19 protein-coding genes are annotated in these 20,244 nt (G+C 64.8%); 11 read left to right on the forward strand and 8 right to left on the reverse strand.

Going from position 1 to position 20,244, the window contains the following annotated elements:
- Positions 1-7 precede the first annotated feature (7 nt).
- Together NHF53_RS18680 and NHF53_RS18685 are read left to right on the forward strand one after the other, a co-directional pair.
- On the forward strand, positions 8-385 hold the full coding sequence (locus NHF53_RS18680; RefSeq protein WP_252835551.1) for a hypothetical protein: 378 nt from the start codon (positions 8-10) through the stop codon (positions 383-385).
- Positions 382-2,397: an acetyl/propionyl/methylcrotonyl-CoA carboxylase subunit alpha gene (locus NHF53_RS18685; RefSeq protein WP_252835552.1), complete on the forward strand. Its 2,016-nt coding sequence runs from the start codon at positions 382-384 to the stop codon at positions 2,395-2,397. Before NHF53_RS18680 ends, NHF53_RS18685 begins: the two co-directional genes overlap by 4 nt.
- A 173-nt stretch (positions 2,398-2,570) precedes the next feature.
- Here NHF53_RS18685 and NHF53_RS18690 read toward each other — a convergent pair whose 3' ends face one another.
- Together NHF53_RS18690 and NHF53_RS18695 are read right to left on the reverse strand one after the other, a co-directional pair.
- Entirely contained in the window at positions 2,571-2,921 is a 351-nt protein-coding gene (locus tag NHF53_RS18690) for a type II toxin-antitoxin system RelE/ParE family toxin (protein WP_252835553.1), read from the reverse strand.
- Positions 2,911-3,180 carry a type II toxin-antitoxin system ParD family antitoxin gene (locus tag NHF53_RS18695; protein ID WP_114365137.1) on the reverse strand — a complete coding sequence of 90 codons (270 nt, stop codon included), beginning with the start codon at positions 3,178-3,180 and terminating at the stop codon, positions 2,911-2,913. The genes NHF53_RS18690 and NHF53_RS18695 overlap by 11 nt, the downstream gene beginning before the upstream one ends.
- 133 nt (positions 3,181-3,313) lie before the next feature.
- Between NHF53_RS18695 and scpA the strand changes: the two genes are divergently transcribed.
- Positions 3,314-5,452 (forward strand): methylmalonyl-CoA mutase, encoded by a 2,139-nt coding sequence (gene scpA, locus NHF53_RS18700; RefSeq protein WP_252835554.1) that lies wholly within the window; start codon positions 3,314-3,316, stop codon positions 5,450-5,452.
- On the opposite strand, the gene NHF53_RS18705 is transcribed toward scpA, so the two are convergent.
- On the reverse strand, positions 5,438-6,397 hold the full coding sequence (locus NHF53_RS18705) for a LysR family transcriptional regulator (protein ID WP_252835555.1): 960 nt from the start codon (positions 6,395-6,397) through the stop codon (positions 5,438-5,440). The genes scpA and NHF53_RS18705 overlap by 15 nt on opposite strands.
- A 176-nt stretch (positions 6,398-6,573) precedes the next feature.
- Here NHF53_RS18705 and NHF53_RS18710 point away from each other — a divergent pair, with 176 nt between their 5' ends.
- The 7 genes from NHF53_RS18710 to mmsB all read left to right on the forward strand — a co-directional run bounded on the left by NHF53_RS18710 (position 6,574) and on the right by mmsB (position 13,798).
- A complete protein-coding gene (locus tag NHF53_RS18710; RefSeq protein WP_252835556.1) occupies positions 6,574-7,776 on the forward strand; it encodes an ABC transporter substrate-binding protein in 1,203 nt (400 codons plus the stop codon).
- A 16-nt stretch (positions 7,777-7,792) separates the two neighbouring features.
- Complete coding sequence (locus NHF53_RS18715) at positions 7,793-8,575, forward strand: ABC transporter ATP-binding protein (RefSeq protein ID WP_114365184.1); 783 nt, start codon at positions 7,793-7,795, stop codon at positions 8,573-8,575.
- 2 nt (positions 8,576-8,577) lie between these two features.
- Positions 8,578-9,279: an ABC transporter ATP-binding protein gene (locus NHF53_RS18720; protein ID WP_112691159.1), complete on the forward strand. Its 702-nt coding sequence runs from the start codon at positions 8,578-8,580 to the stop codon at positions 9,277-9,279.
- 3 nt (positions 9,280-9,282) lie between these two features.
- Positions 9,283-10,170: a branched-chain amino acid ABC transporter permease gene (locus NHF53_RS18725; RefSeq protein WP_252835557.1), complete on the forward strand. Its 888-nt coding sequence runs from the start codon at positions 9,283-9,285 to the stop codon at positions 10,168-10,170.
- Position 10,171: 1 nt separating this feature from the next.
- The gene (locus tag NHF53_RS18730; protein WP_252835558.1) at positions 10,172-11,158 is read left to right on the forward strand and encodes a branched-chain amino acid ABC transporter permease; all 987 of its coding nucleotides are present in this window, start codon (positions 10,172-10,174) and stop codon (positions 11,156-11,158) included.
- 140 nt (positions 11,159-11,298) lie between these two features.
- Positions 11,299-12,894, forward strand: coding sequence for a GMC family oxidoreductase (locus tag NHF53_RS18735; protein ID WP_252835559.1), 1,596 nt, complete (start codon positions 11,299-11,301; stop codon positions 12,892-12,894).
- 49 nt (positions 12,895-12,943) lie between these two features.
- The gene (gene mmsB, locus NHF53_RS18740) at positions 12,944-13,798 is read left to right on the forward strand and encodes a 3-hydroxyisobutyrate dehydrogenase (protein ID WP_252836003.1); all 855 of its coding nucleotides are present in this window, start codon (positions 12,944-12,946) and stop codon (positions 13,796-13,798) included.
- Between the two features lie 30 nt (positions 13,799-13,828).
- Here mmsB and NHF53_RS18745 read toward each other — a convergent pair whose 3' ends face one another.
- From NHF53_RS18745 to speB, 5 genes are all read right to left on the reverse strand, one after another.
- The gene (locus NHF53_RS18745; RefSeq protein WP_252835560.1) at positions 13,829-14,629 is read right to left on the reverse strand and encodes an ABC transporter permease; all 801 of its coding nucleotides are present in this window, start codon (positions 14,627-14,629) and stop codon (positions 13,829-13,831) included.
- Positions 14,626-15,480 carry an ABC transporter permease gene (locus NHF53_RS18750; protein WP_252835561.1) on the reverse strand — a complete coding sequence of 285 codons (855 nt, stop codon included), beginning with the start codon at positions 15,478-15,480 and terminating at the stop codon, positions 14,626-14,628. Before NHF53_RS18750 ends, NHF53_RS18745 begins: the two co-directional genes overlap by 4 nt.
- On the reverse strand, positions 15,477-16,508 hold the full coding sequence (locus NHF53_RS18755; RefSeq protein WP_252835562.1) for an ABC transporter ATP-binding protein: 1,032 nt from the start codon (positions 16,506-16,508) through the stop codon (positions 15,477-15,479). Before NHF53_RS18755 ends, NHF53_RS18750 begins: the two co-directional genes overlap by 4 nt.
- Before the next feature lie 273 nt (positions 16,509-16,781).
- Positions 16,782-17,870: a PotD/PotF family extracellular solute-binding protein gene (locus NHF53_RS18760; protein WP_252835563.1), complete on the reverse strand. Its 1,089-nt coding sequence runs from the start codon at positions 17,868-17,870 to the stop codon at positions 16,782-16,784.
- Between the two features lie 94 nt (positions 17,871-17,964).
- Complete coding sequence (gene speB / locus NHF53_RS18765; RefSeq protein WP_114365148.1) at positions 17,965-19,020, reverse strand: agmatinase; 1,056 nt, start codon at positions 19,018-19,020, stop codon at positions 17,965-17,967.
- Positions 19,021-19,200: 180 nt separating this feature from the next.
- Between speB and NHF53_RS18770 the strand changes: the two genes are divergently transcribed.
- Positions 19,201-20,241 carry a LysR substrate-binding domain-containing protein gene (locus NHF53_RS18770; RefSeq protein ID WP_252835564.1) on the forward strand — a complete coding sequence of 347 codons (1,041 nt, stop codon included), beginning with the start codon at positions 19,201-19,203 and terminating at the stop codon, positions 20,239-20,241.
- The last annotated feature ends 3 nt before the right edge of the window (positions 20,242-20,244 follow it).

Consider the following 20,244-nt stretch of genomic DNA (forward strand, 5'->3'; position numbering starts at 1 on the left):
AACGCTGATGGCCGACCTTCCCGACATGACCAAGCACAAGGGGTTTCCGTCCGGTATGCCGGGAACCGGTGTGCAGTTCACCATCCGCCGCGCCAATCCCAAGGGCGTAACCCCGCTGAAGGCGCTGCCGCGCAAGGCGAGGCCCGGCACCAAGGAGCACCGCATCGACGCGGCCTTCCTGCATGCCCTCTGGCATCATTTCGGGCCGGAACCCTTCGAGCGCGGCAACCTGGACGCCGCTCGCCTCAACCTGCTTTTCGGCCGTGAAGTCGTCGCGGCTGACAAGGATTTCGACCCGCTTTCCTACGAAGCCATGCTGGTGATCAACGAGAGGGTCGCCCGGCAGAGCTTTCCGGAATCTTTTGAAGACGTATTCGAGGTGTGACGGTGACAATCAAGAAACTGCTGATCGCCAACCGTGGTGAAATCGCCTGCCGTGTGATCAAGACGGCGAGGAAGATGGGCATCGCCACCGTCGCCGTCTATTCCGATGCCGACCGTGACGCGCTGCATGTCAAGATGGCCGACGAGGCCGTGCATATCGGCCCGGCACCGTCGAACCAGTCCTACATCGTCATCGAGAAGATCCTCGACGCGATCCGCAAGTCGGGCGCCGACGCCGTCCATCCGGGCTACGGTTTCCTCTCGGAAAACGCCGTCTTCGCCGATGCGCTCGCCAATGAAGGCATCACCTTCGTCGGCCCGCCGGTCGAGGCGATCCAGGCGATGGGCGACAAGATCACCTCGAAGAAGCTCGCCGCGGAAGCCGGTGTCTCGACCGTTCCGGGCCACATGGGCCTGATCGAGGATGCCGATGAAGCGGTGAAGATTTCCGGCCAGATCGGTTATCCGGTGATGATCAAGGCGTCCGCCGGCGGCGGCGGCAAGGGCATGCGCATCGCATGGAATGCCGAGGAAGCCCGCGAAGGCTTCCAGTCGTCGAAAAACGAGGCGAAGAATTCCTTCGGCGACGACCGCATCTTCATCGAGAAGTTTGTCACCGAGCCCCGCCACATCGAAATCCAGGTGCTCGGCGACAAGCACGGCAACGTGCTCTATCTCGGAGAGCGCGAATGCTCGATCCAGCGGCGCAACCAGAAGGTCATCGAGGAGGCCCCCTCGCCGTTCCTCGACGCAGCGACCCGCAAGGCGATGGGCGAGCAGGCCGTCGCGCTCGCAAAGGCCGTCGGCTACCACTCCGCCGGCACGGTGGAATTCATCGTCGACGGCAAGGAGAACAAGTTCTACTTCCTCGAGATGAACACCCGCCTGCAGGTCGAACATCCGGTCACCGAACTCGTGACCGGCCTCGATCTCGTCGAGCAGATGATCCGCGTCGCCTCGGGCGAGAAGCTCGCCTTCGGCCAGGAGGACGTGAAGCTCAATGGCTGGGCGATCGAAAGCCGCCTCTATGCGGAAGACCCCTACCGCAACTTCCTGCCCTCGATCGGGCGGCTCACCCGCTACCGTCCGCCGGTCGAAGGCCGCCAGGACGACGGCACGGTGATCCGCAACGATACCGGCGTCTACGAAGGCGGCGAAATCTCGATGTACTACGACCCGATGATCGCCAAGCTCTGCACCTGGGCGCCGAGCCGTCTCGAGGCGGTCGACGCGATGAGCGCGGCACTCGACGATTTCGAGGTCGAGGGCATCGGCCACAACCTGCCCTTCCTCTCCGCCGTGATGGAACACGAGCGCTTCCGCGAAGGTCGGCTCACCACCGCCTTCATCGCCGAGGAATTCCCGGAAGGCTTTTCCGGCGTGGCACCGGATGCGGATTCGGCGCGCAAGCTCGCGGCCATCGCCGCCTTCATCAACCAGATTCTGCAGGACCGCGCCGTGCAGATCTCCGGCACCATCGGCAATCACCGCCGCATCGTCGGCCGCGACTGGGTGGTAACGCTCGCCGGACACGAATATCCGCTGATGGTGGAAACCTCGGCGGACGGCACCTTCGCCCGCTTTGCGGACGGCGCCGTATCGTCGATCACCGGCGGATGGGTTCCGGGACAGGCCCATGCCCGTTTCCATGTCGACGGCGTCATCCTCGGCGTCAAGATCGGCCTTGCGGGCGCCGGCATCCGGCTGCGCTGGCGCGGCATGGACGTGATCGCCCGCGTGCGCTCGCCGCGCGTCGCTGAGCTTGCGAAGCTGATGCCGGAAAAGCTGCCGCCGGATACCTCGAAGATGCTGCTCTGCCCGATGCCAGGCGTGATCACGTCGGTGGCGGTCAAGGAAGGCGATCAGGTCGAGGCCGGCCAGGCGCTCGCGACCGTCGAGGCGATGAAGATGGAAAACGTGCTGAAGGCGGAGAAGCGGGGCGTCGTCAAGCGCGTCGCCGCCAAGGCCGGCCAGAGCCTCGCCGTGGACGAACTGATCATGGAGTTCGAGTGATGTTGGCGCCCCTGCCCCTCACCCTGACCCTCTCCCCGCAAGCGGGGCGAGGGGACGGAGACGTTGCGGCACTCCGCCTTCTCCCCGTCATGACGGGGAGAAGGTCCCGGCAGGGGGATGAGGGGCAATGGCACAACACGACATCGGCCAGCCGAAGGCTTGTGTCCGGACCGTCAGCGCCCGGTGCCGAGGCGTACCAGCATGAGCCGCTGATGATCCTGACCGCCGAAGAAGATGGCAAGTACCCGTACGAGCTGCCGTTCGTCATCGACGTCGAAATAGAAGATCGCCCGGTTTTTCGTCACATGACGCAATCCCGTCGCAACCTCGGGCCAGAGCGTTCCCTGGTAGGGCGCATGGGCCAGGGCATCCATGTCCGCCTCGATCCTGCGGACACGAGCCGTCGCCCGAGAAAACGCCTCGACTATGGAATCGCCGAAGCTGAGGTAGGAGTTGACGAGGTGATCGAAAATCAGGTCCAGATCGCGGTCGCTTTCCGCAGATCGCCTGACTTCATAAGCCATATTGGGCCTTCTTCGCGGCGATCATCGCGTCGATGCGCTTGCGACTTTCGGCTTCAGACAGGAATTCGCCTTGGCGCCGTCGGTCGAGCAAAGCCTTCAGAACCGCAAGCTCCTCCTCCTTCATCTCGGTCTCTTCGCGCACGAGTTCCAGCCCCCGCTCGACAACGGCGCTCAAGCTCGGATAATGGCCTTCCTCGACCAGCTTGCGGACAAACTCTTCCTGCTGAGGAGACAGGGAAACAGACGCTTTCACGGACATGGCACGGCGCTCCGGTTGAGTGTCGGAAGATACTACCGAGCGATATTTGGGTCAAATTCAGCGGCTGCGATGCATACCACGCGTCTGGCGCCGCACACCGTTCAAGTCAGCGTCACCTCGGGGGAATCCGGCAATGACCAAGAAAACCATCAAGGACTGGGAAGCGCTGGCCGAGAAGGAACTGAAGCGCCCGGCCGAGAGCCTCACCTGGCACACGCCGGAAGGCATCGACGTCAAGCCGCTCTACACGGCCGAGGACCTCGAAGGCATCGAGCATCTCGACAGCCTGCCGGGGTTTGCGCCCTTCGTCCGCGGACCGCGCGCCACCATGTATGCCGGGCGGCCCTGGACGATCCGCCAGTATGCGGGCTTTTCCACCGCGGAAGAATCGAACGCCTTCTACCGCCGCAATCTTGCGGCCGGTCAGCAGGGCGTCTCCGTCGCCTTCGACCTCGCGACCCATCGCGGCTATGACAGCGACCATCCGCGCGTCGTCGGCGACGTCGGCAAGGCGGGTGTGGCGATCGACAGCGTCGAGGACATGAAGATCCTCTTCGACGGCATCCCGCTCGAAAAGATCTCCGTCTCGATGACCATGAACGGTGCGGTGATCCCGATCCTCGCGAACTTCATCGTCGCCGGCGAGGAACAGGGCGTGCCGCGGGCGCAGCTTTCCGGGACCATCCAGAACGACATCCTCAAGGAGTTCATGGTCCGCAACACCTACATCTATCCGCCGGAACCCTCGATGCGGATCATCGCCGACATCATCGAATACACGGCGAAGGATATGCCGAAGTTCAACTCCATCTCGATCTCCGGCTACCACATGCAGGAAGCCGGGGCGACGCTGGTGCAGGAGCTCGCCTTCACGCTGGCCGACGGGCGCGAATATGTCCGTGCCGCCCTGAAGAAGGGCCTGAACGTCGACGACTTCGCCGGCCGCCTCTCCTTCTTCTTCGCGATCGGCATGAACTTCTTCATGGAGGCGGCGAAGCTGCGCGCCGCCCGCCTGCTCTGGACCCGCATCATGGAGGAGTTCCAGCCCCAGAAGGCGTCTTCGCTGATGCTGCGCACCCATTGCCAGACCTCAGGCGTGTCGCTGCAGGAACAGGACCCCTACAACAACGTCATCCGCACGGCTTACGAGGCGCTGTCGGCGGCGCTCGGCGGCACCCAGTCGCTGCACACCAACGCGCTCGACGAGGCGATCGCGTTGCCGACCGACTTTTCCGCGCGCATCGCCCGCAACACCCAACTGATCCTCCAGCACGAGACGGGCGTTACCAAGGTGGTCGATCCGCTCGCCGGCTCCTATTACGTCGAGAGCCTGACCGGGGAACTCGCCGACAAGGCCTGGGCGCTGATCGAGGAGGTCGAGGCGATGGGCGGCATGACCAGGGCGGTCGACGCAGGTCTTCCGAAGAAGCTGATCGAGGAGGCCGCGACCCGCCGCCAGGCGGCGGTCGACAAGGGCGAAGAGGTGATCGTCGGCGTCAACAAGTTCCGTTTGAACGACGAGCAGCCGATCGACATCCTGGAGATCGACAATTCGGCCGTGCGCGCCGCCCAAATCAAACGGCTCGAACAGATCCGGCGCCAGCGCGACCCGAAGGCCGTCGAGGCGGCACTGGCCCGGCTCACCGATGTCGCCGCGAGCGGAGAAGGCAACCTGCTTCACGCCGCCGTCGAGGCGGCCCGGGCACGGGCCACGGTTGGCGAAATCTCCGACGCCATGCGCAAGGTTTTCGGCGACCATACGGCCGTTCCGAAGGTCGTCCGCAACATCTACGGCAAGGCCTACGAGGGCGATCCGGAGCTGGCAACGCTTTCCGATCGCCTGAAGCATTACAGGGAGGTCAAGGGTGCGGCACCCCGCATCCTCGTCGCCAAGCTCGGCCAGGACGGGCATGACCGCGGCGCCAAGGTAATCGCGTCGGCCTTCGGCGATATCGGTTTCGAGGTGATCGCCGGGCCGCTCTTCCAGACGCCGGAGGAGGCCGCCGATCTTGCCGTCGCCGAGAAGGTGCAGGTCGTCGGCATGTCCTCGCTCGCCGCCGGCCACAAGACGCTCGCCCCGCAGCTCATCGAGGCGCTGAAGGCGAAGGGTGCCGAAGACGTCATCGTCGTCGTCGGCGGGGTCATCCCGCGCCAGGACTACGACTACCTCATGGACCACGGCGTCGCCGCCGTCTTCGGCCCCGGCACCAACGTCATGGACGCTGCAAAGTCGGTGCTCGACCTCGCGGAAGGGCGGTTACGGAACGCGTGAGAGCGCTTCCGCCGCCCCCACAGGACTACTCTCGCCGGGTTTCACCGTTGCCGTCCCCAGAAAGGCGTCCATGCTTTCCCGCACGCTCGCCCTCAGAAACTCGATGACGCTCCTAACGCGCCCCACCTGCCGCAGATCGCGGTGGCAGGTGATCCAGTAGTGGCGCAGCAGCTCGACCTCGTCTTCGAGGACGACCTCCAGCTCCGGATAGCGTTCGGCGATGAAGATCGGCAGCACACAGAGCCCCAGCCCGTTCCGCGTCGCCGTCAATTGCGCGAAGATGCTCGAACTCTGGAAATGCGGCTTTATCCGCGGATGGATGTCGCCGAGATAGTCGAGGCCCGGCGCGAAGATCATGTCTTCGATGTAGCCGATGAAGGCGTGGTCCAGCAGGTCGTCGCGGCTCCGCGGAGCACCCCGGCTCTCGAGGTACGCCCGCGTGCCGTAGATCTTCAGCCGGTAGTCGCAGAGCTTCTCGGAAAAATACGGCCCCGCCTTCGGCGGATCAAGGACGACCGCGAGATCGGCCTCCTTGCGCGAGAGCGCCATGATCTGCTGGATCGTCACGAGTTCGAGCGAGATGTTTGGCAACGCTGCTGCGAAGGTCTGAAGCGTCCCGGTGAAGAAAAAATTGGCAAAGCCTTCCGGCGCGCTGAGGCGGACCACGCCGCGCTGCGCGCTGCCGCCACCGGCCAGATCGGCCTGCAGCCGCTCCGTTTCCTGCTCCATCTTCTCGGCCGTCTCGACGAAGCGCTGTCCCATGCCGGTCAGCACGTAGCCGCGCGGATTGCGCTCGAAGAGTTTGACCTTCAAGGCGAATTCCAGCCGGTCTATCCGCCGCGAGACGGTCGCGTGGCTGGTCCGCAGCTGCCTTGCCGCGGTCGACAACTGCCCCGTGCGGGCCACCGCCAGGAAATACTGTAGATCGTCCCAGGTGAAATGCATCGCCGCTCCCGATATCTGTTCAAAAACGAACAGAACCTGTTTGCAATTAGTCGGCGCTAAAACTTGCGTCAATTGATCTTTTCCCGGATCATGCGCCCACGATTGGCCGCGTTGAGGAGCGCGGCTGGTCAAAATTGAACAGATTCGCAGTCTGGAAGACTCTGGGAGGAGACCATATGCGCAAGAATCTCATCGCGTCGCTGGCGATCGTGCTGGCGAGCAGCACCGCTGCTCTGGCCGACGCATCGGACGGCAAAGTCAAGATCGGCATCCTGAACGACCAGTCCGGCGTCTACGCCGACTTCGGCGGCAAGTCGTCGGTCGAAGCCGCCAAGATGGCGATCGAGGATTACGGCGGCAAGGTGCTCGGCGTACCCGTCGAGATCGTCGACGCCGACCATCAAAACAAGCCGGACATCGCCTCCAACATCGCCCGCCAGTGGTACGACACCGAGCAGGTCGACGCGATCATGGAACTGACGACCTCTTCCGTCGCGCTCGCGGTCCAGGCGATCGCCAAGGAAAAGAAGAAGATCGACATCGTCACCGGCGCTGCCACCACCGAACTCACCGGCAAGCAGTGCAGCCCCTACGGTTTCCACTGGGCCTATGATACCCATGCGCTCGCAGTCGGCACCGGCGGCGCGCTCGTGAAACAGGGCGGCGACAGCTGGTTCTTCCTGACCGCGGACTATGCCTTCGGCTACTCCCTCGAACAGCAGACCAGCGACTTCGTGAAGGCGAACGGCGGTAGCGTCGTCGGCGCGGTGCGCCATCCGCTCGCGACCACCGACTTCTCGTCCTTCCTGCTGCAGGCACAGTCCTCGGGCGCCAAGGTGGTCGGCCTCGCCAACGCCGGCGCCGACACGCAGAACGCGATAAAGCAGGCAGCCGAGTTCGGCATCACCCAGGGCGGCCAGCGTCTCGCGGCTCTCCTCTTCACGCTCGCCGAAGTCCATGGCCTCGGCCTCGAGGCGGCCCAGGGCCTGACGCTCACGGAAGGCTTCTACTGGAACCGCGACGAGGACAGCCAGAAGTTCGGCAAGCGCTTTTTCGAGCGCACCGGCAAGATGCCGAACATGGTCCATGCCGGCACCTATTCCGCCGTCCTGCAGTACCTGAAGGCGATAGATAAGGCCGGAACCGACGAGACGGAAGCCGTCGCCAAGGCCCTGCACGAAATGCCGGTCGACGACGTCTTCGGTCGTGGCGGCACGGTCGGCCCCAATGGCCGCATGTTCCACGACATGTACCTGCTCGAGGTGAAGAAGCCCGGCGACAGCAAGGAACCCTGGGACTACTTCAACGTTCTCGCGACCATTCCCGGCAAGGAAGCCTATATCGATCCGGCCAAGAGCGGTTGCGAGCTCGTGAAGTAAGCCCCGGCCGTAAATGATGAGCCTTCCTTCCGAAAGAACTTCTACGGAGCCGCGCGTGGTCTTGTCCGCGCGCGGCCTCCGCCGCGATTTCGGCGGCTTCACCGCCGTCCGGGACGTCGATCTCGACGTTCATCATGCACGCGTGCACGCCCTGATCGGGCCGAACGGTGCGGGCAAGACCACCGTTTTCAACCTGCTCACGAAATTCCTGCAGCCGACGGCGGGCACGATCACGCTGCTCGGCGAGGAAATCACCAGCACACCGGCCGACAAGGTCGCGCGGATGGGGCTCGTGCGTTCCTTCCAGATTTCCGCGGTGTTCCCGCACCTGAGCGTGCTCGACAATGTGCGCGTGGCGCTCCAACGCCCCAACGGCCTCGCCCACCAGTTCTGGCGTCCGCTTTCGGCGCTCGACGCACTGACGCCACGCGCCGAGAACCTGCTCGAAAGCGTCGGCCTCGTCCGGGAGCGCAACACGATCGCCGCCGATCTTTCCTATGGCCGCAAGCGCGCGCTGGAGATCGCAACGACGCTCGCCCTCGATCCCAAGGTCCTGCTCCTCGACGAGCCGCTCGCCGGCATGGGCCAGGAGGATGTGCGGGTGATCGCCAGCCTCATCCGCGAGGTCGCAAAGACCCGCGCCGTGCTGATGGTCGAGCACAATCTCTCGGTCGTCGCCGACATCTGCCACCACGTCACCGTCCTGCAACGCGGCGAGATCCTCGCCGAGGGCGACTATGAGACGGTCAGCAGCGACCCGCGCGTGCGCGTCGCCTACATGGGCACGGAGGAGGCGTAAAGATGACGGCACTTCTCGAGGTCCGCGGCCTCAACGCCTGGTACGGCGAAAGCCACATCCTGCACGGCGTCGACATGACCGTTCGCGAAGGCGAGACGGTCACCATTCTCGGCCGCAACGGCGTCGGCAAGACGACGACGCTGCGCACGCTGGTCGGGATCGTGCGCGCCCGCAAGGGTGAGATCGTTTTCAACGGCACCGACATGATGAAGGTGCCCCTGCACCGCACCGCCCGCTGCGGCATCGGCTTCGTGCCGGAAGAGCGAGGCATCTTCTCGACCCTTTCGGTCATGGAAAACCTCATGCTGCCGCCACAGGTCGCGGAAGGCGGCATGTCGCTCGACGAGATCTTCGAGCTCTTCCCGAACCTCCAGGAGCGGCGCAACAGCCCCGGCACCCGCCTTTCCGGCGGAGAGCAACAGATGTTGGCGATCGCCCGCATCCTGCGGACCGGCGTCAAGTTGCTGATTCTCGACGAACCGACGGAGGGGCTTGCTCCCGTCATCGTCCAGCGCATCGGCGAAGTGCTGAAGAAGCTCAAGGAACGCGGCATGACCGTGTTGCTCGTCGAGCAGAACTTCCGTTTCGCAAGCCGCGTGGCTGACCGCTTCTACCTGATGGAGCACGGCCAGATGGTTTCCGAGTTCAAGGTGGAGGAGCTGCCAGAGCGCATGGACATGCTCCACAAGGTCCTGGGGGTCTGAACCATGGCGACAATCTTCGGCATCCCGCTCCAGGCACTCCTCGGACAGCTCCTGATCGGCCTCATCAACGGCTCCTTCTATGCCCTGCTGAGCCTCGGCCTCGCGATCATCTTCGGCCTCCTGCGGATGATTAACTTCGCCCACGGCGCGCAGTACATGCTCGGCGCCTTCGTCGCCTATCTGCTGCTGACCTTCGGGGGCATCGGCTACTGGCCGGCGCTGATCCTCGCGCCGCTGATCGTCGGCCTCTTCGGCGCGGCGATCGAACGGCTCTTCCTCCGGCGTCTCTACGACCTCGACCCGCTTTACGGGCTCCTCTTCACCTTCGGCCTTGCGCTGACGATCGAGGGCGCGTTCCGCTACATCTACGGCGCGTCGGGACAACCCTATGCGACGCCGACGGCACTCGCCGGCGGCACCAATCTCGGCTTCATGTTCCTGCCCATCTATCGCGGCTGGGTGGTCGTGGTATCGCTCGTGGTCTGCCTCGCCACCTGGCTCCTCATCGAGAGGACAAAGCTCGGCGCCTATCTGCGCGCCGCGACGGAAAACTCGACTCTCGTGCAGGTCTTCGGCGTCAACGTGCCGGTGCTCCTGACCCTCACCTATGGTCTCGGCGTGGCGCTCTCCGCCTTCGCCGGCGTGCTCGCCGCCCCTGTCTACCAGGTGTCGCCGCTCATGGGCTCCAACATCATCATCGTCGTCTTCGCCGTGGTGGTCGTCGGCGGCATGGGTTCGATCATGGGGGCGATCGTCACCGGCTACATGCTGGGGATCGCCGAAGGGCTGACCAAGGTCTTCTATCCGGAGGCATCCAACATCGTGATCTTCGTCATCATGGCGATCGTTCTTCTCATCAGGCCGGCAGGCCTCTTCGGCCGGGATGCATGACATGGCACAGGTAACGACCACTTCCGACATCGGCGGCGGACGCCCCGCCCTCGTGCAGGTGATCCTGCTTGCGGGCGGCATCGGCCTTCTCGCCGCCGCCCCCTTCTTCCTCTACCCGATCTTCGTGATGAAGCTCCTGTGCTTCGCCTTGTTTGCGGGCTCTTTCAACCTGCTGCTCGGCTATACCGGCCTTCTTTCCTTCGGGCACGCGGCGTTCTTCGGAGGAGCCGCCTATTTCACGGCCCATGCGGTCAAGGAATGGGGCTTCCCGCCGGAACTCGGGCTCCTCGTCGGGGTTGCAGGCGCGGCCGCTCTCGGCCTCGTCATGGGCATCTTCGCGATCCGCCGGCAGGGCATCTACTTTGCGATGATCACGCTGGCGCTCGCGCAGATGTTTTACTTCTTCTGCCTCCAGGCGGAATTCACCCACGGCGAGGACGGTATCCAGTCCGTGCCGCGCGGAAAGCTCCTCGGCTTCATCGATCTCGGTACACCGCTCAACATGTACTTCTTCGTGCTCGGGGTTTTCCTCATCGGCATGCTGGTGATCTGGCGCTTCATCAATTCACCGTTCGGCATGATCCTGAAGTCGATCCGCGAAAACGAGGTTCGTGCAACCTCGCTCGGCTATTCGGTGGCGCGCTACAAGCTCGGCGCCTTCGTGATGTCGGCGGCGCTTGCGGGGCTCGCCGGCGGGCTGAAAGCACTGGTCTTCCAGTTCGCGACGCTCACCGACGTCACCTGGCAGATGTCCGGCGAGGTGATCCTGATGACGTTGCTCGGCGGAATCGGCACGCTCGTCGGGCCGGTGATCGGCGCCGGCCTCGTGGTGGCGCTCGGGAATTATCTCGCGACCTCGGAATTCCCCGTCACCATCATCACCGGCATCGTCTTCATGGTGTGCGTGCTGCTATTCCGGCGCGGGATCGTCGGCGAGTTCTATGCGTCCCGCCTCGGACGCATGCTCGGCTTCGAACATCGACATTAGCCACAAGTTTCCTTCTCCCCGCCTGCGGGGAGAAGGTGGCCGGCAGGCCGGATGAGGGGCAGAGCATCATGGGATGGCAGGGCGTTTGCCCTCACCTCACCCTATCCCCGCACGCCGGGAGAAGGGACTAGCGGAGCGACATGGAAAACTACGACTACATCATCGTTGGCGCCGGAAGCGCGGGCTGCGTTCTGGCCAACCGCCTCGCCGCAGACCGCTCAACGCGCGTGCTGCTTCTGGAAGCGGGCGGCAGGGACAATTACCACTGGATCCACATCCCGGTCGGCTATCTCTACTGCATCAACAACCCGCGGACGGACTGGTGCTTCACCACCGCGAAGGAAGAGGGGCTGAACGGCCGCGCCCTCCTCTATCCGCGCGGCAAGGTGCTCGGCGGCTGCTCGTCGATCAACGGCATGATCTACATGCGCGGACAGGCGCGCGACTACGACCTCTGGCGGCAGATGGGCTGCACCGGCTGGGGCTGGGAAGACGTACTGCCGATCTTCCGCAAGTCCGAGGATTTCTACAAGGGCGCCGACGACAAGCACGGCACGGGCGGCGAGTGGCGGGTCGAAAAGGCGCGCGTCCGCTGGGCGATCCTCGAAGCCTTCCAGAAGGCCGCACTCGAAGCCGGTATTCCAATGACCGATGATTTCAACCGCGGCGACAACGAGGGCTCCGGCTATTTCGACGTCAACCAGCGGGCCGGCATCCGCTGGAACACCGCCAAGGCCTTCCTGCGGCCGGCCGTCAAGCGCGGCAACCTCACCGTGCTGACGAGGGCGCAGGCGAAACGGCTCGTCATCGAGGACGGCGCGGTCGCCGGCGTCGAGGTCTGGCACGACGGCATGACGAAGACCTTCCGCGCCCGTCGCGAGACCGTGCTCGCCGCCGGCGCCATCGGCAGCCCGCACATCCTCGAACTCTCCGGCGTCGGACGCGGCGACGTGCTGCAGAAGGCCGGCGTCGAGGTGGTGACGGAGGTGAAGGGCGTCGGCGAGAACCTGCAGGACCATCTGCAGCTCCGGCTCGTCTATAAGGTCAGCGGCCTGCCGACGCTCAACGAAAAGGCGTCGAGCCTCTTCGGCAAGGCGACGATCGGGCTCGAATACCTGTTGCGACGTTCCGGCCCGATGGCGATGGCGCCGAGCCAGCTCGGCATCTTCACCAGGTCGAGCCTGGACAAGGACACCGCCGATCTCGAATACCACGTCCAGCCCGTTTCGCTCGACAAGTTCGGCGATCCGGTCCATCCCTTCCCGGCGATTACGGCGAGCGTCTGCAATCTGAGGCCCGAGAGCCGCGGCTCCATCCATTTGCAGAGCCCGGACTTCGCCGTCCAGCCGGTGATCAGTCCGCACTACCTCTCGACAGCAAGTGACCGGGAGACGGCGATCCGGTCGATCCGCCTGACCCGCCGGATCGCGGCCCAGCCGTCGTTCGCGCGTTACCGGCCGGAGGAGTACAAACCCGGCCCCGCCTTCGAGACCGACGAGGAGCTCGTCCGTGCGGCCGGCGATATCGGCACGACAATCTTCCATCCGGTCGGTACCTGCCGCATGGGCGCCGACGCCGAGAGCGTCGTCGATCCGCGGCTCCGGATGCGCGCGCTCAAGCGCCTTCGGATCGCCGATGCCTCGATCATGCCGACCATCACTTCCGGCAACACCAACTCGCCAACGATCATGATCGCCGAGAAGGCCGCCGAAATGATCCTTGCCGACAACCGATAGAAGGAGACACCCCGTGGCAGCACCCATCGCATTCATCGGACTGGGCAACATGGGCGGCCCGATGGCTGCCAATCTCATCAAGGCCGGGCACGAGGTCCGGGGCTTCGACCTTTCCGCGGAGATCCTGAAGCCCGCGGCGGGAAACGGCATCATCCCCGCCACCTCGCTGGCGGAGGCTGCGGAAGGGGCAGGCGTCGTCGTCACCATGTTGCCGAAGGGCGAGCACGTGCTCGCCGTCTGGCGGGAACTCGTCAAGGTGGTCCCGGCCTCGACGCTCCTGATCGACTGCTCGACCATCGACGTCGGCAGTGCGCGCCAGGCTCATGAACTCGCTGCCGGCAAGGGCTGCGCCTCGCTCGACGCGCCCGTCTCGGGCGGCACCGGTGGTGCTGCCGCCGGCACACTGACCTTCATGGCCGGCGGCTCGGGGGACGCGTTCGAACGCGCAAAGCCCTGTCTCGAAGCCATGGGACGCAAGATCGTCCATTGCGGCGGCGACGGCGCCGGGCAGGCAGCGAAGATCTGCAACAACATGATCCTCGGCATTTCCATGATCGGCGTCTGCGAAGCCTTCGTGCTCGGCGAGGCGCTGGGGCTCTCGCACCAGGCGCTGTTCGATGTCGCCTCGACGTCCTCGGGTCAATGCTGGTCGCTGAACACCTATTGTCCGGTCCCCGGCCCCGTCCCGACCTCGCCCGCCAACAACGACTACAGGCCGGGCTTTGCCGCGGCGCTGATGCTGAAAGACCTGAAGCTCGCCCAGGACGCCGCACTTTCGACCGGTGCGGCAACGCCGCTCGGGGCGGAAGCCGCGCAGATCTACGGCCTCTTCGAAAAGCAGGGACAGGGCGGGCGCGACTTTTCCGCCATTATCGACATGCTGCGCGGCGGTCTTCAGGCCTGACGCCGGGTTCGGGGCGATTGCCGCCGACGATCAACGGTCGTCGGCGGCCATGGCACCGAGCAACTTCGGCAGGTCGCCGAAACGTGCCACCAGCCCGAAGATCAGCGCCGCCGCCGCGACGAAGAGCACGGTGACGGAGGCCATCACCGGCGTATAACCGTAGCGCAGCGCGTTGAAGATCTTGATCGGCAGCGTCTCCATGGTGAAGCCGACCGTCATGTAGGCGACGATGTACTCGTTGAGCGACAGCACGAAGGCGAAGGCGTAGCCGGAGACCAGATACGGCCGGATGAGCGGCAGGACGACGGTCCGGAACACCGTCCGGTCGTCGGCCCCCATGGTCGCCGCCGCCTCGACCAGCGACCGGTCGATCGCCGAAAACCCGAGAGAAAGGGTCACCAGCGGCAGGGTCACGAAGAAGATCGCGTGCCCGATGACCGCCGTCCACGGCTGGCCGTAGAAGCCCGTCCCCGCCCAGAAGGTCAGGAGCCCGAGCGCGGTGATCACCGGCGGCAGCGTGAAGGGGGCAATCCCGAGAACCCGGAAGATATTCGCCCACGGCGCGATCCGTCGCCACAGGAACCAGGAGAGTGGCAGGGCGATGGCGACCGCGAGCGCCGCCGAGGCGAGCGCCAGCAGCAACGACGAGAACAAGGCCGCCCGCCAGCCCGGATCAGTGAAGATCGCGCTGTACCAGGAAAGCGAAAATCCCTGCGGCGGGAAGGTGAGGCTCTGCTTCTCGTTCACCGACACCCCGGCGACCACCATGATCGGCATGGCGAGGAAGATCGCGACGAGGACGAAATAGAGACGTGTCAGATTGCGGCTCATGCGGCCTCTCCCTTGCGTCCGACGATTAGCGTCAGCGTCACCATGCCGAGCGTCACCAGCACCAGGAACACCGCCATCGCAGCGGCGAACGGCATGTTCGACTGGTAGATCGCCTGGTCGGTGATGAGCACGGAAAGCGTCCAGTGCTGCGGTCGGCCGAGGATCTGCGGCAACAGATAGCAGCCGAGCGCGAAGATGAAGACCATGATCAGCGTGGCGATGACGGTGTTGCGAAGCGCCGGCACGACGACGGTCAGGAAGGCCCTCACCGGCGAGGCACCGAGCGTGCGCGCCGCTTCCGTCAGCGTCGGGTCGAGACGCACCAGGGCCGGATAGAGGACGAGCACGGTATAGGGCAGCGCCTGGTAGACCATGCCCGTCAGCACCGCCCCGAAATTCGGCATCAACGCCACCGGCTTTGCCATGATCCCGAGCATGACGAGAAGGTTCGATATCCCCGCGGTCCGTGAGAGCAACGTCGACCAGGCGAAGCCGATGATGACCTCGGAGAGCGACAGGATCGACAAGAGCGCCACCAGCCAGACCACCTGCACCTTCCGCGACATGCGCGAGAGCAGGTAGGTGAAGGGCAGTCCGAGCACGACGCAGACCACGGCAACCGTGATCGCGAGCAGCAGCGAGAAGCCGAGCACGCCGCCGAAGAAGGCGGAAAGGAACCGTGCATAGTTGTCGAAGACGAAGGCTGGCTCGTAGAAGCCGCCCTGCTGGCGCTGGAAGAAGCTGACCGCGATCATCGTCCCGAACGGGATGACGAAGAAGAGGATCAGCATCCCCGCCGGAAAGATAAGCGGCGCATAGTCGAGCGCCTTCTGGGGCGGTTCGCGTCTCATGCGGCAAGCACCACGGCCGTCTGCGGATCGATGATCACGCCGACCTCCTGTCCGACGCTGACCGCCGGCCGCTCGCGTGGCGTCGAGACGGCGATGAGTTCGGTGCCGCGGACGTCCACGAAGGTCTCGATGGTGCCGCCGAGATCGCGGATAAAGGTGACGCGGCCGGAAAGCCGGCCAGCACCCGGCGCCGACAAATGGATGTCCTCCGGACGGACGGAGAGGCTGCAGGCGGTCTGGCCCGGCGCGGCAATGCCTTCGACCGGCTGGCCGAGGACGAGCGTGCGACCGCCGTCGACCGTGAGCGGCAAGAGATTGGTCGAGCCGATGAAATCGGCGACGAAGCGGTCCGCCGGCTTCCGGTAGATCTCGATCGGGCTCGCGGCCTGGCGGATCTTGCCGCCGTTCATCACCACCACGGTGTCGGCCATGGTCATCGCCTCGCGCTGGTCGTGGGTGACGACGATGGTGGTGATGCCGAGCTGTTGCTGCAGCTTGCGCAGTTCGACCTGCATCGCCTCGCGCAGCTTGGCATCGAGCGCCGAAAGCGGCTCGTCGAGCAGGAAGAGTTTTGGCGAGATCGCCAGCGCCCGGGCGATCGCCACACGCTGGCGCTGGCCGCCGGAAAGCTTGTTCACCGGCCTGTCGGCATAGCCCGGCAGGTGGATCAGCGACAGGAGTTCCTCGACCCGCCTCGCCTGCGCCTCGCGGGCGACGCCGCGGATCCTCAGCGGATAGGCGATGTTCTCGCCGACGGTCAGGTGCGGAAAGAGCGCCAGCGACTGGAACACCATGCCGAGATTGCGCTTGTGCGTTGGCACGCCGGTGATGTCCTCGCCGTCGAGCACGATCGCACCGCTCGTCGGCGTGTCGAGCCCGGCAATCATCCGGAGCAAGGTCGTCTTGCCGCAGCCGGATGGCCCGAGCATGCAGACGAATGTTCCGTGCGGAACGGTGAGCGCCACATCGTCCACGGCCGTGAAGGGGCCGAATTGCTTGGTGACACCGTTGAGAGATAGTCCGGACATCATGTCTCCGAAGTCAAATAAGGTCTGGGCACATGGCCCTTCCGCCACGGGATATCATTGCGCTGGCGAATTGTGTCGCAATCCGGTGGCACGCTCAAGCAGAAGACTCTGATCGAGGCGACAGCCCCTCATCCGCCCTGCCGGGCACCTTCTCCCCGCAGGCGGGGAGAAGGAAAGGAGCGGCACTCGGCACTCCAGCCTCCCCTCGCCCCGCTTGCGGGGAGAGGGTCAGGGTGAGGGGCAGTCTTGTTGACAGCCGTAGCTCCCGCCAAGTCAGCCGACGATCAGTTCGGTCCACTTCTGGTTCAGCCAGTCCGACTTGGTCTGGTAGAGGTCATAACGCGGGATGACCGGATCGATGTCCGAGGAGACCGCGGCGAACTCCTCCGCCGTCAGGTCGAGCAGGTCGCGCTTGACCGTCGGCGCGGTACCGACTTTGCGCGACAGCGTCGCCTGGATCGAGGGCTGGCACATGTAGTCGATGAAGACATGGGCCTCCTCCGACTTTTCGGAAGCGCGCGACAGCGCCCAGCAGCCGGAGTCGAGAATGCCGCCTTCCTTCGGGAAGGTGGAGCGGACCGGGTGGCCTTCCGAGGCGGCAAGACCCGTCACGTCGTGATAGTACTGCCCCATCGGGATCTCGCCCGACTTCAGCGCCTGCTCGAACTGCGCCTCGTCGCGATACCACAGGCGGACGTTCGGCTTCACCTCGGCGAGCTTGTCGAACACCTTCAGGATGCCTTCCTCGGTGTCGAGCGCGTTGGTGCCGCCGAAATAGGTTTTCGCCGTCACCTCCAGCAGGAAGGAGTTGGAGACGAGCGCGAGCAGGCCGAGCTTGTCCTCATTCGCCGGATCCCAGAGGGCCGCCCAGGATGTCGGCGGTTCCTTGTAGACGTCCGTGTTGGTGACCAGCGTGATGTACCAGGCGACGGCACCGAGGCCAGCGACCCGGCCGTCCGGATACTTGTTGACGAAGTGGTCGACGAGGTTCGAGACGTTCTTGATCTTGCCGAGATCAAGCGGCGCCCAGAGATCGGTCGCCTGACCTTTCAGCATCGCGACCTGCGACATCATCGAGACGTCGGCGGGCGCCTGGCCCGCCTTGGCGGCCTGCTCGAGCTGCACGAGCCAGGCTTCCCCGGTCGGCTCGGCGACGGATTCGATTGCGATACCGGTCGCCTTGGTGAAATCAGGGAAGATGTTCTTGTCGAAGGAGTCCTTGAAGTAGCCGCCGTAGACGCCGACCTTCAGCGACTTGTCCTGGGCCTTGAGGATGGAGGGCATCGCAAGCATGCCCGCACCGGCGATCGAGCCGGCCAGCACGCCGCGGCGGCTGATCGAAGTCTGCAGAAATTTCGTCATGGCTTTGTTCCCTTTATGTGGCTCTTGGTTGTCATCACTCAGTTGAAGCCGGGATGCGTTTTCGCGCAAGCCCGCCTGGTTTCCTGCTTTCGGCTCAGCGCCTCACGACGGCCGGGCTGAAGACCATCAGGCTCAGGATTTCGAAGAGAACCTGCGCCCCGGCATGGGCCGTGTTGTGGGTCGCATCGTATTGCGGCGCCACCTCCACCACGTCGCCGCCGACGAGGTTCATTCCCTTCAGCCCGCGAATGAGCTCGAGCACCTCGCGCGAGGTGAGCCCGCCGACCTCGGGCGTGCCCGTTCCCGGGGCGATGGAGGGATCGAGGCTGTCGATGTCGAAGGAGAGATAGGTCGGGCCGTCGCCGATGATCTTCCTGGTCTTCTCGATGATCGCCGGCATGCCGAGGCCGGTGATCTCTTCGGCATGGATCACGGTCATCCCGGACTCGTAGGAGAACTCCCAGAGATACTCCGCCGAGCCGCGGATGCCGATCTGGATCGTGCGGGTCGGATCGAGCGTGCCGTCGAGAACCGCGTTGCGGAACGGGCCGCCATGATGGAACTTCGACTGGTCGAACGGCCCGCCGGTATCGCAATGGGCGTCGATGTGCACGAGCCCGACCGGACCGTGCTTGCGGGCGATGGGCTTCAGGATCGACTGGGTGATCGAATGATCGCCGCCGACCGAGAGCGGCAGCACGCCGGCGTCGACGATCTTCGAGAGATAGCGTTCAATGTCCTCGTGGCTGAGCTCCAGCCGATAGCGGCTGGAAAACGGCACGTCGCCGATGTCCGCCACCTTGAGGTCGAAGACCGGCGCGCAGTCGAGAACATGGTTGTAGGGACCGATGCGGTCAATGCTGCGCAGGGCCCGCGGCCCGAACCGCGATCCCGGACGGTTGGTGACGCCGAGATCCATCGGCACGCCGACGATCGCCACCTGCAGGTCGCCGAAATCCGGGGCCTGCGGGTCGACCTGTCGATGCGGGGCGCTGAGGAAGGTCGGCACGCCGGCATAGGGAGCCGCGCGGGTGCCGTTCGAAAAGATCTTGGCACCGACCTTGGCGAACTTCGGATCGAAAATCTCGCCAGCCCCGTCGCCACCGTATTTCGCCCTGAGCGCTTCGAGTTTCGCCGGATCCCACGCCATCTCGTCGTTCCTTTCTTCGCCGTTTCGAAAGCGGGTCCGCGGCCTGGCCACGATATGACTTTCAAAAGGGCATTCTTCGGCTCTGCCTCAATGTTGAGCATTATCCCTGCAAAAGGGATGGAAATGCAATTGACGATGTAATAGCAATCCATGTGAGAAAAATTCACAAGCATCGAGCCCATGACCGCGCGCCTGCCACCGCTCAATCCGCTCCGCGCCTTCGAGGCCGCCGCAAGGCTCGGCTCGATTTCCGCCGCCGCCCGCGAACTGAAGGTGACCCACGGCGCAGTCAGCCACCAGATCAGGACGCTTGAGGAAAGCCTGAAGGCGAGCCTGTTCGAACGCGGCGGCAACAGGCTCAAGCTGACGCCGCAGGGCGCGCTGCTGCTGCCTGCCGTCTCCTCCGCCTTCGAAGGCATCGCCGCCGCGACCGCTCTGGTCAACCGCCCCTCGACCAGCGGCAACCTGCGCGTCTCCTGCGTCCCCGCCTTGCTCTCGCTCTGGCTGATCCCGCGCATGGGGTCCTTCAGCGAGCAGTATCCGGAGATCAGCCTGACGCTGACCTCCAGCAACGACGCCGCGCTCGTGCAATCGCCGGAGATTGACGTCGCCATCCTCTACGGGCCGGGCGGCTGGCGTGACTGCTGGGCGCGGCTGTGGAGCAGCCTCGAACTCTTCCCCGTTGCGAGCCCGACCCTTCTCAACAGCCGGCCTCTGCGCTCAGTCCGCGATCTGCGCGACCACGTCCTGCTGCACGGCGACGACGGACGCGAATGGAACACCTGGCTTGCCGCCGCCGATCAGCTCGACATGCCGCGGCTCAGGGAGCACTTCATGAGCGACGCACGGCTCTCGACGGAAGCGGCCCGTCATGGCCAGGGCATCGCGCTCGGCGACAATATCACCGCAAGCAGCCTCATCGCCTCGGGTGAACTCGTCATTCCCTTCGACCTCTCGGTCCCTGCCTCCGACGCCTTTTACGTCACCTGCCGCAACGAGGTGCGTTCGGCCCCGATAGCCAAGGTCTTCATCGACTGGATGTTCGCGACCATCGAAAGCGAGCGGCGCTCCCGCCCGAGCACCTCGGCCCGCCACCTCATCCGCAGCCGCGCGCCGCGTGCCGCGCCCGCACAATCCGATCCGCTCGGCACGTTTTCAACGCGGTCCCTCCCGCGCGCCGCACTTGCCACCAAGCCCCGCCGCAAGAGCGAGAAGCGATAAGCA

This window comes from Ciceribacter sp. RN22 (assembly GCF_024054295.1).
Taxonomy (GTDB): domain Bacteria; phylum Pseudomonadota; class Alphaproteobacteria; order Rhizobiales; family Rhizobiaceae; genus Allorhizobium; species Allorhizobium lividum.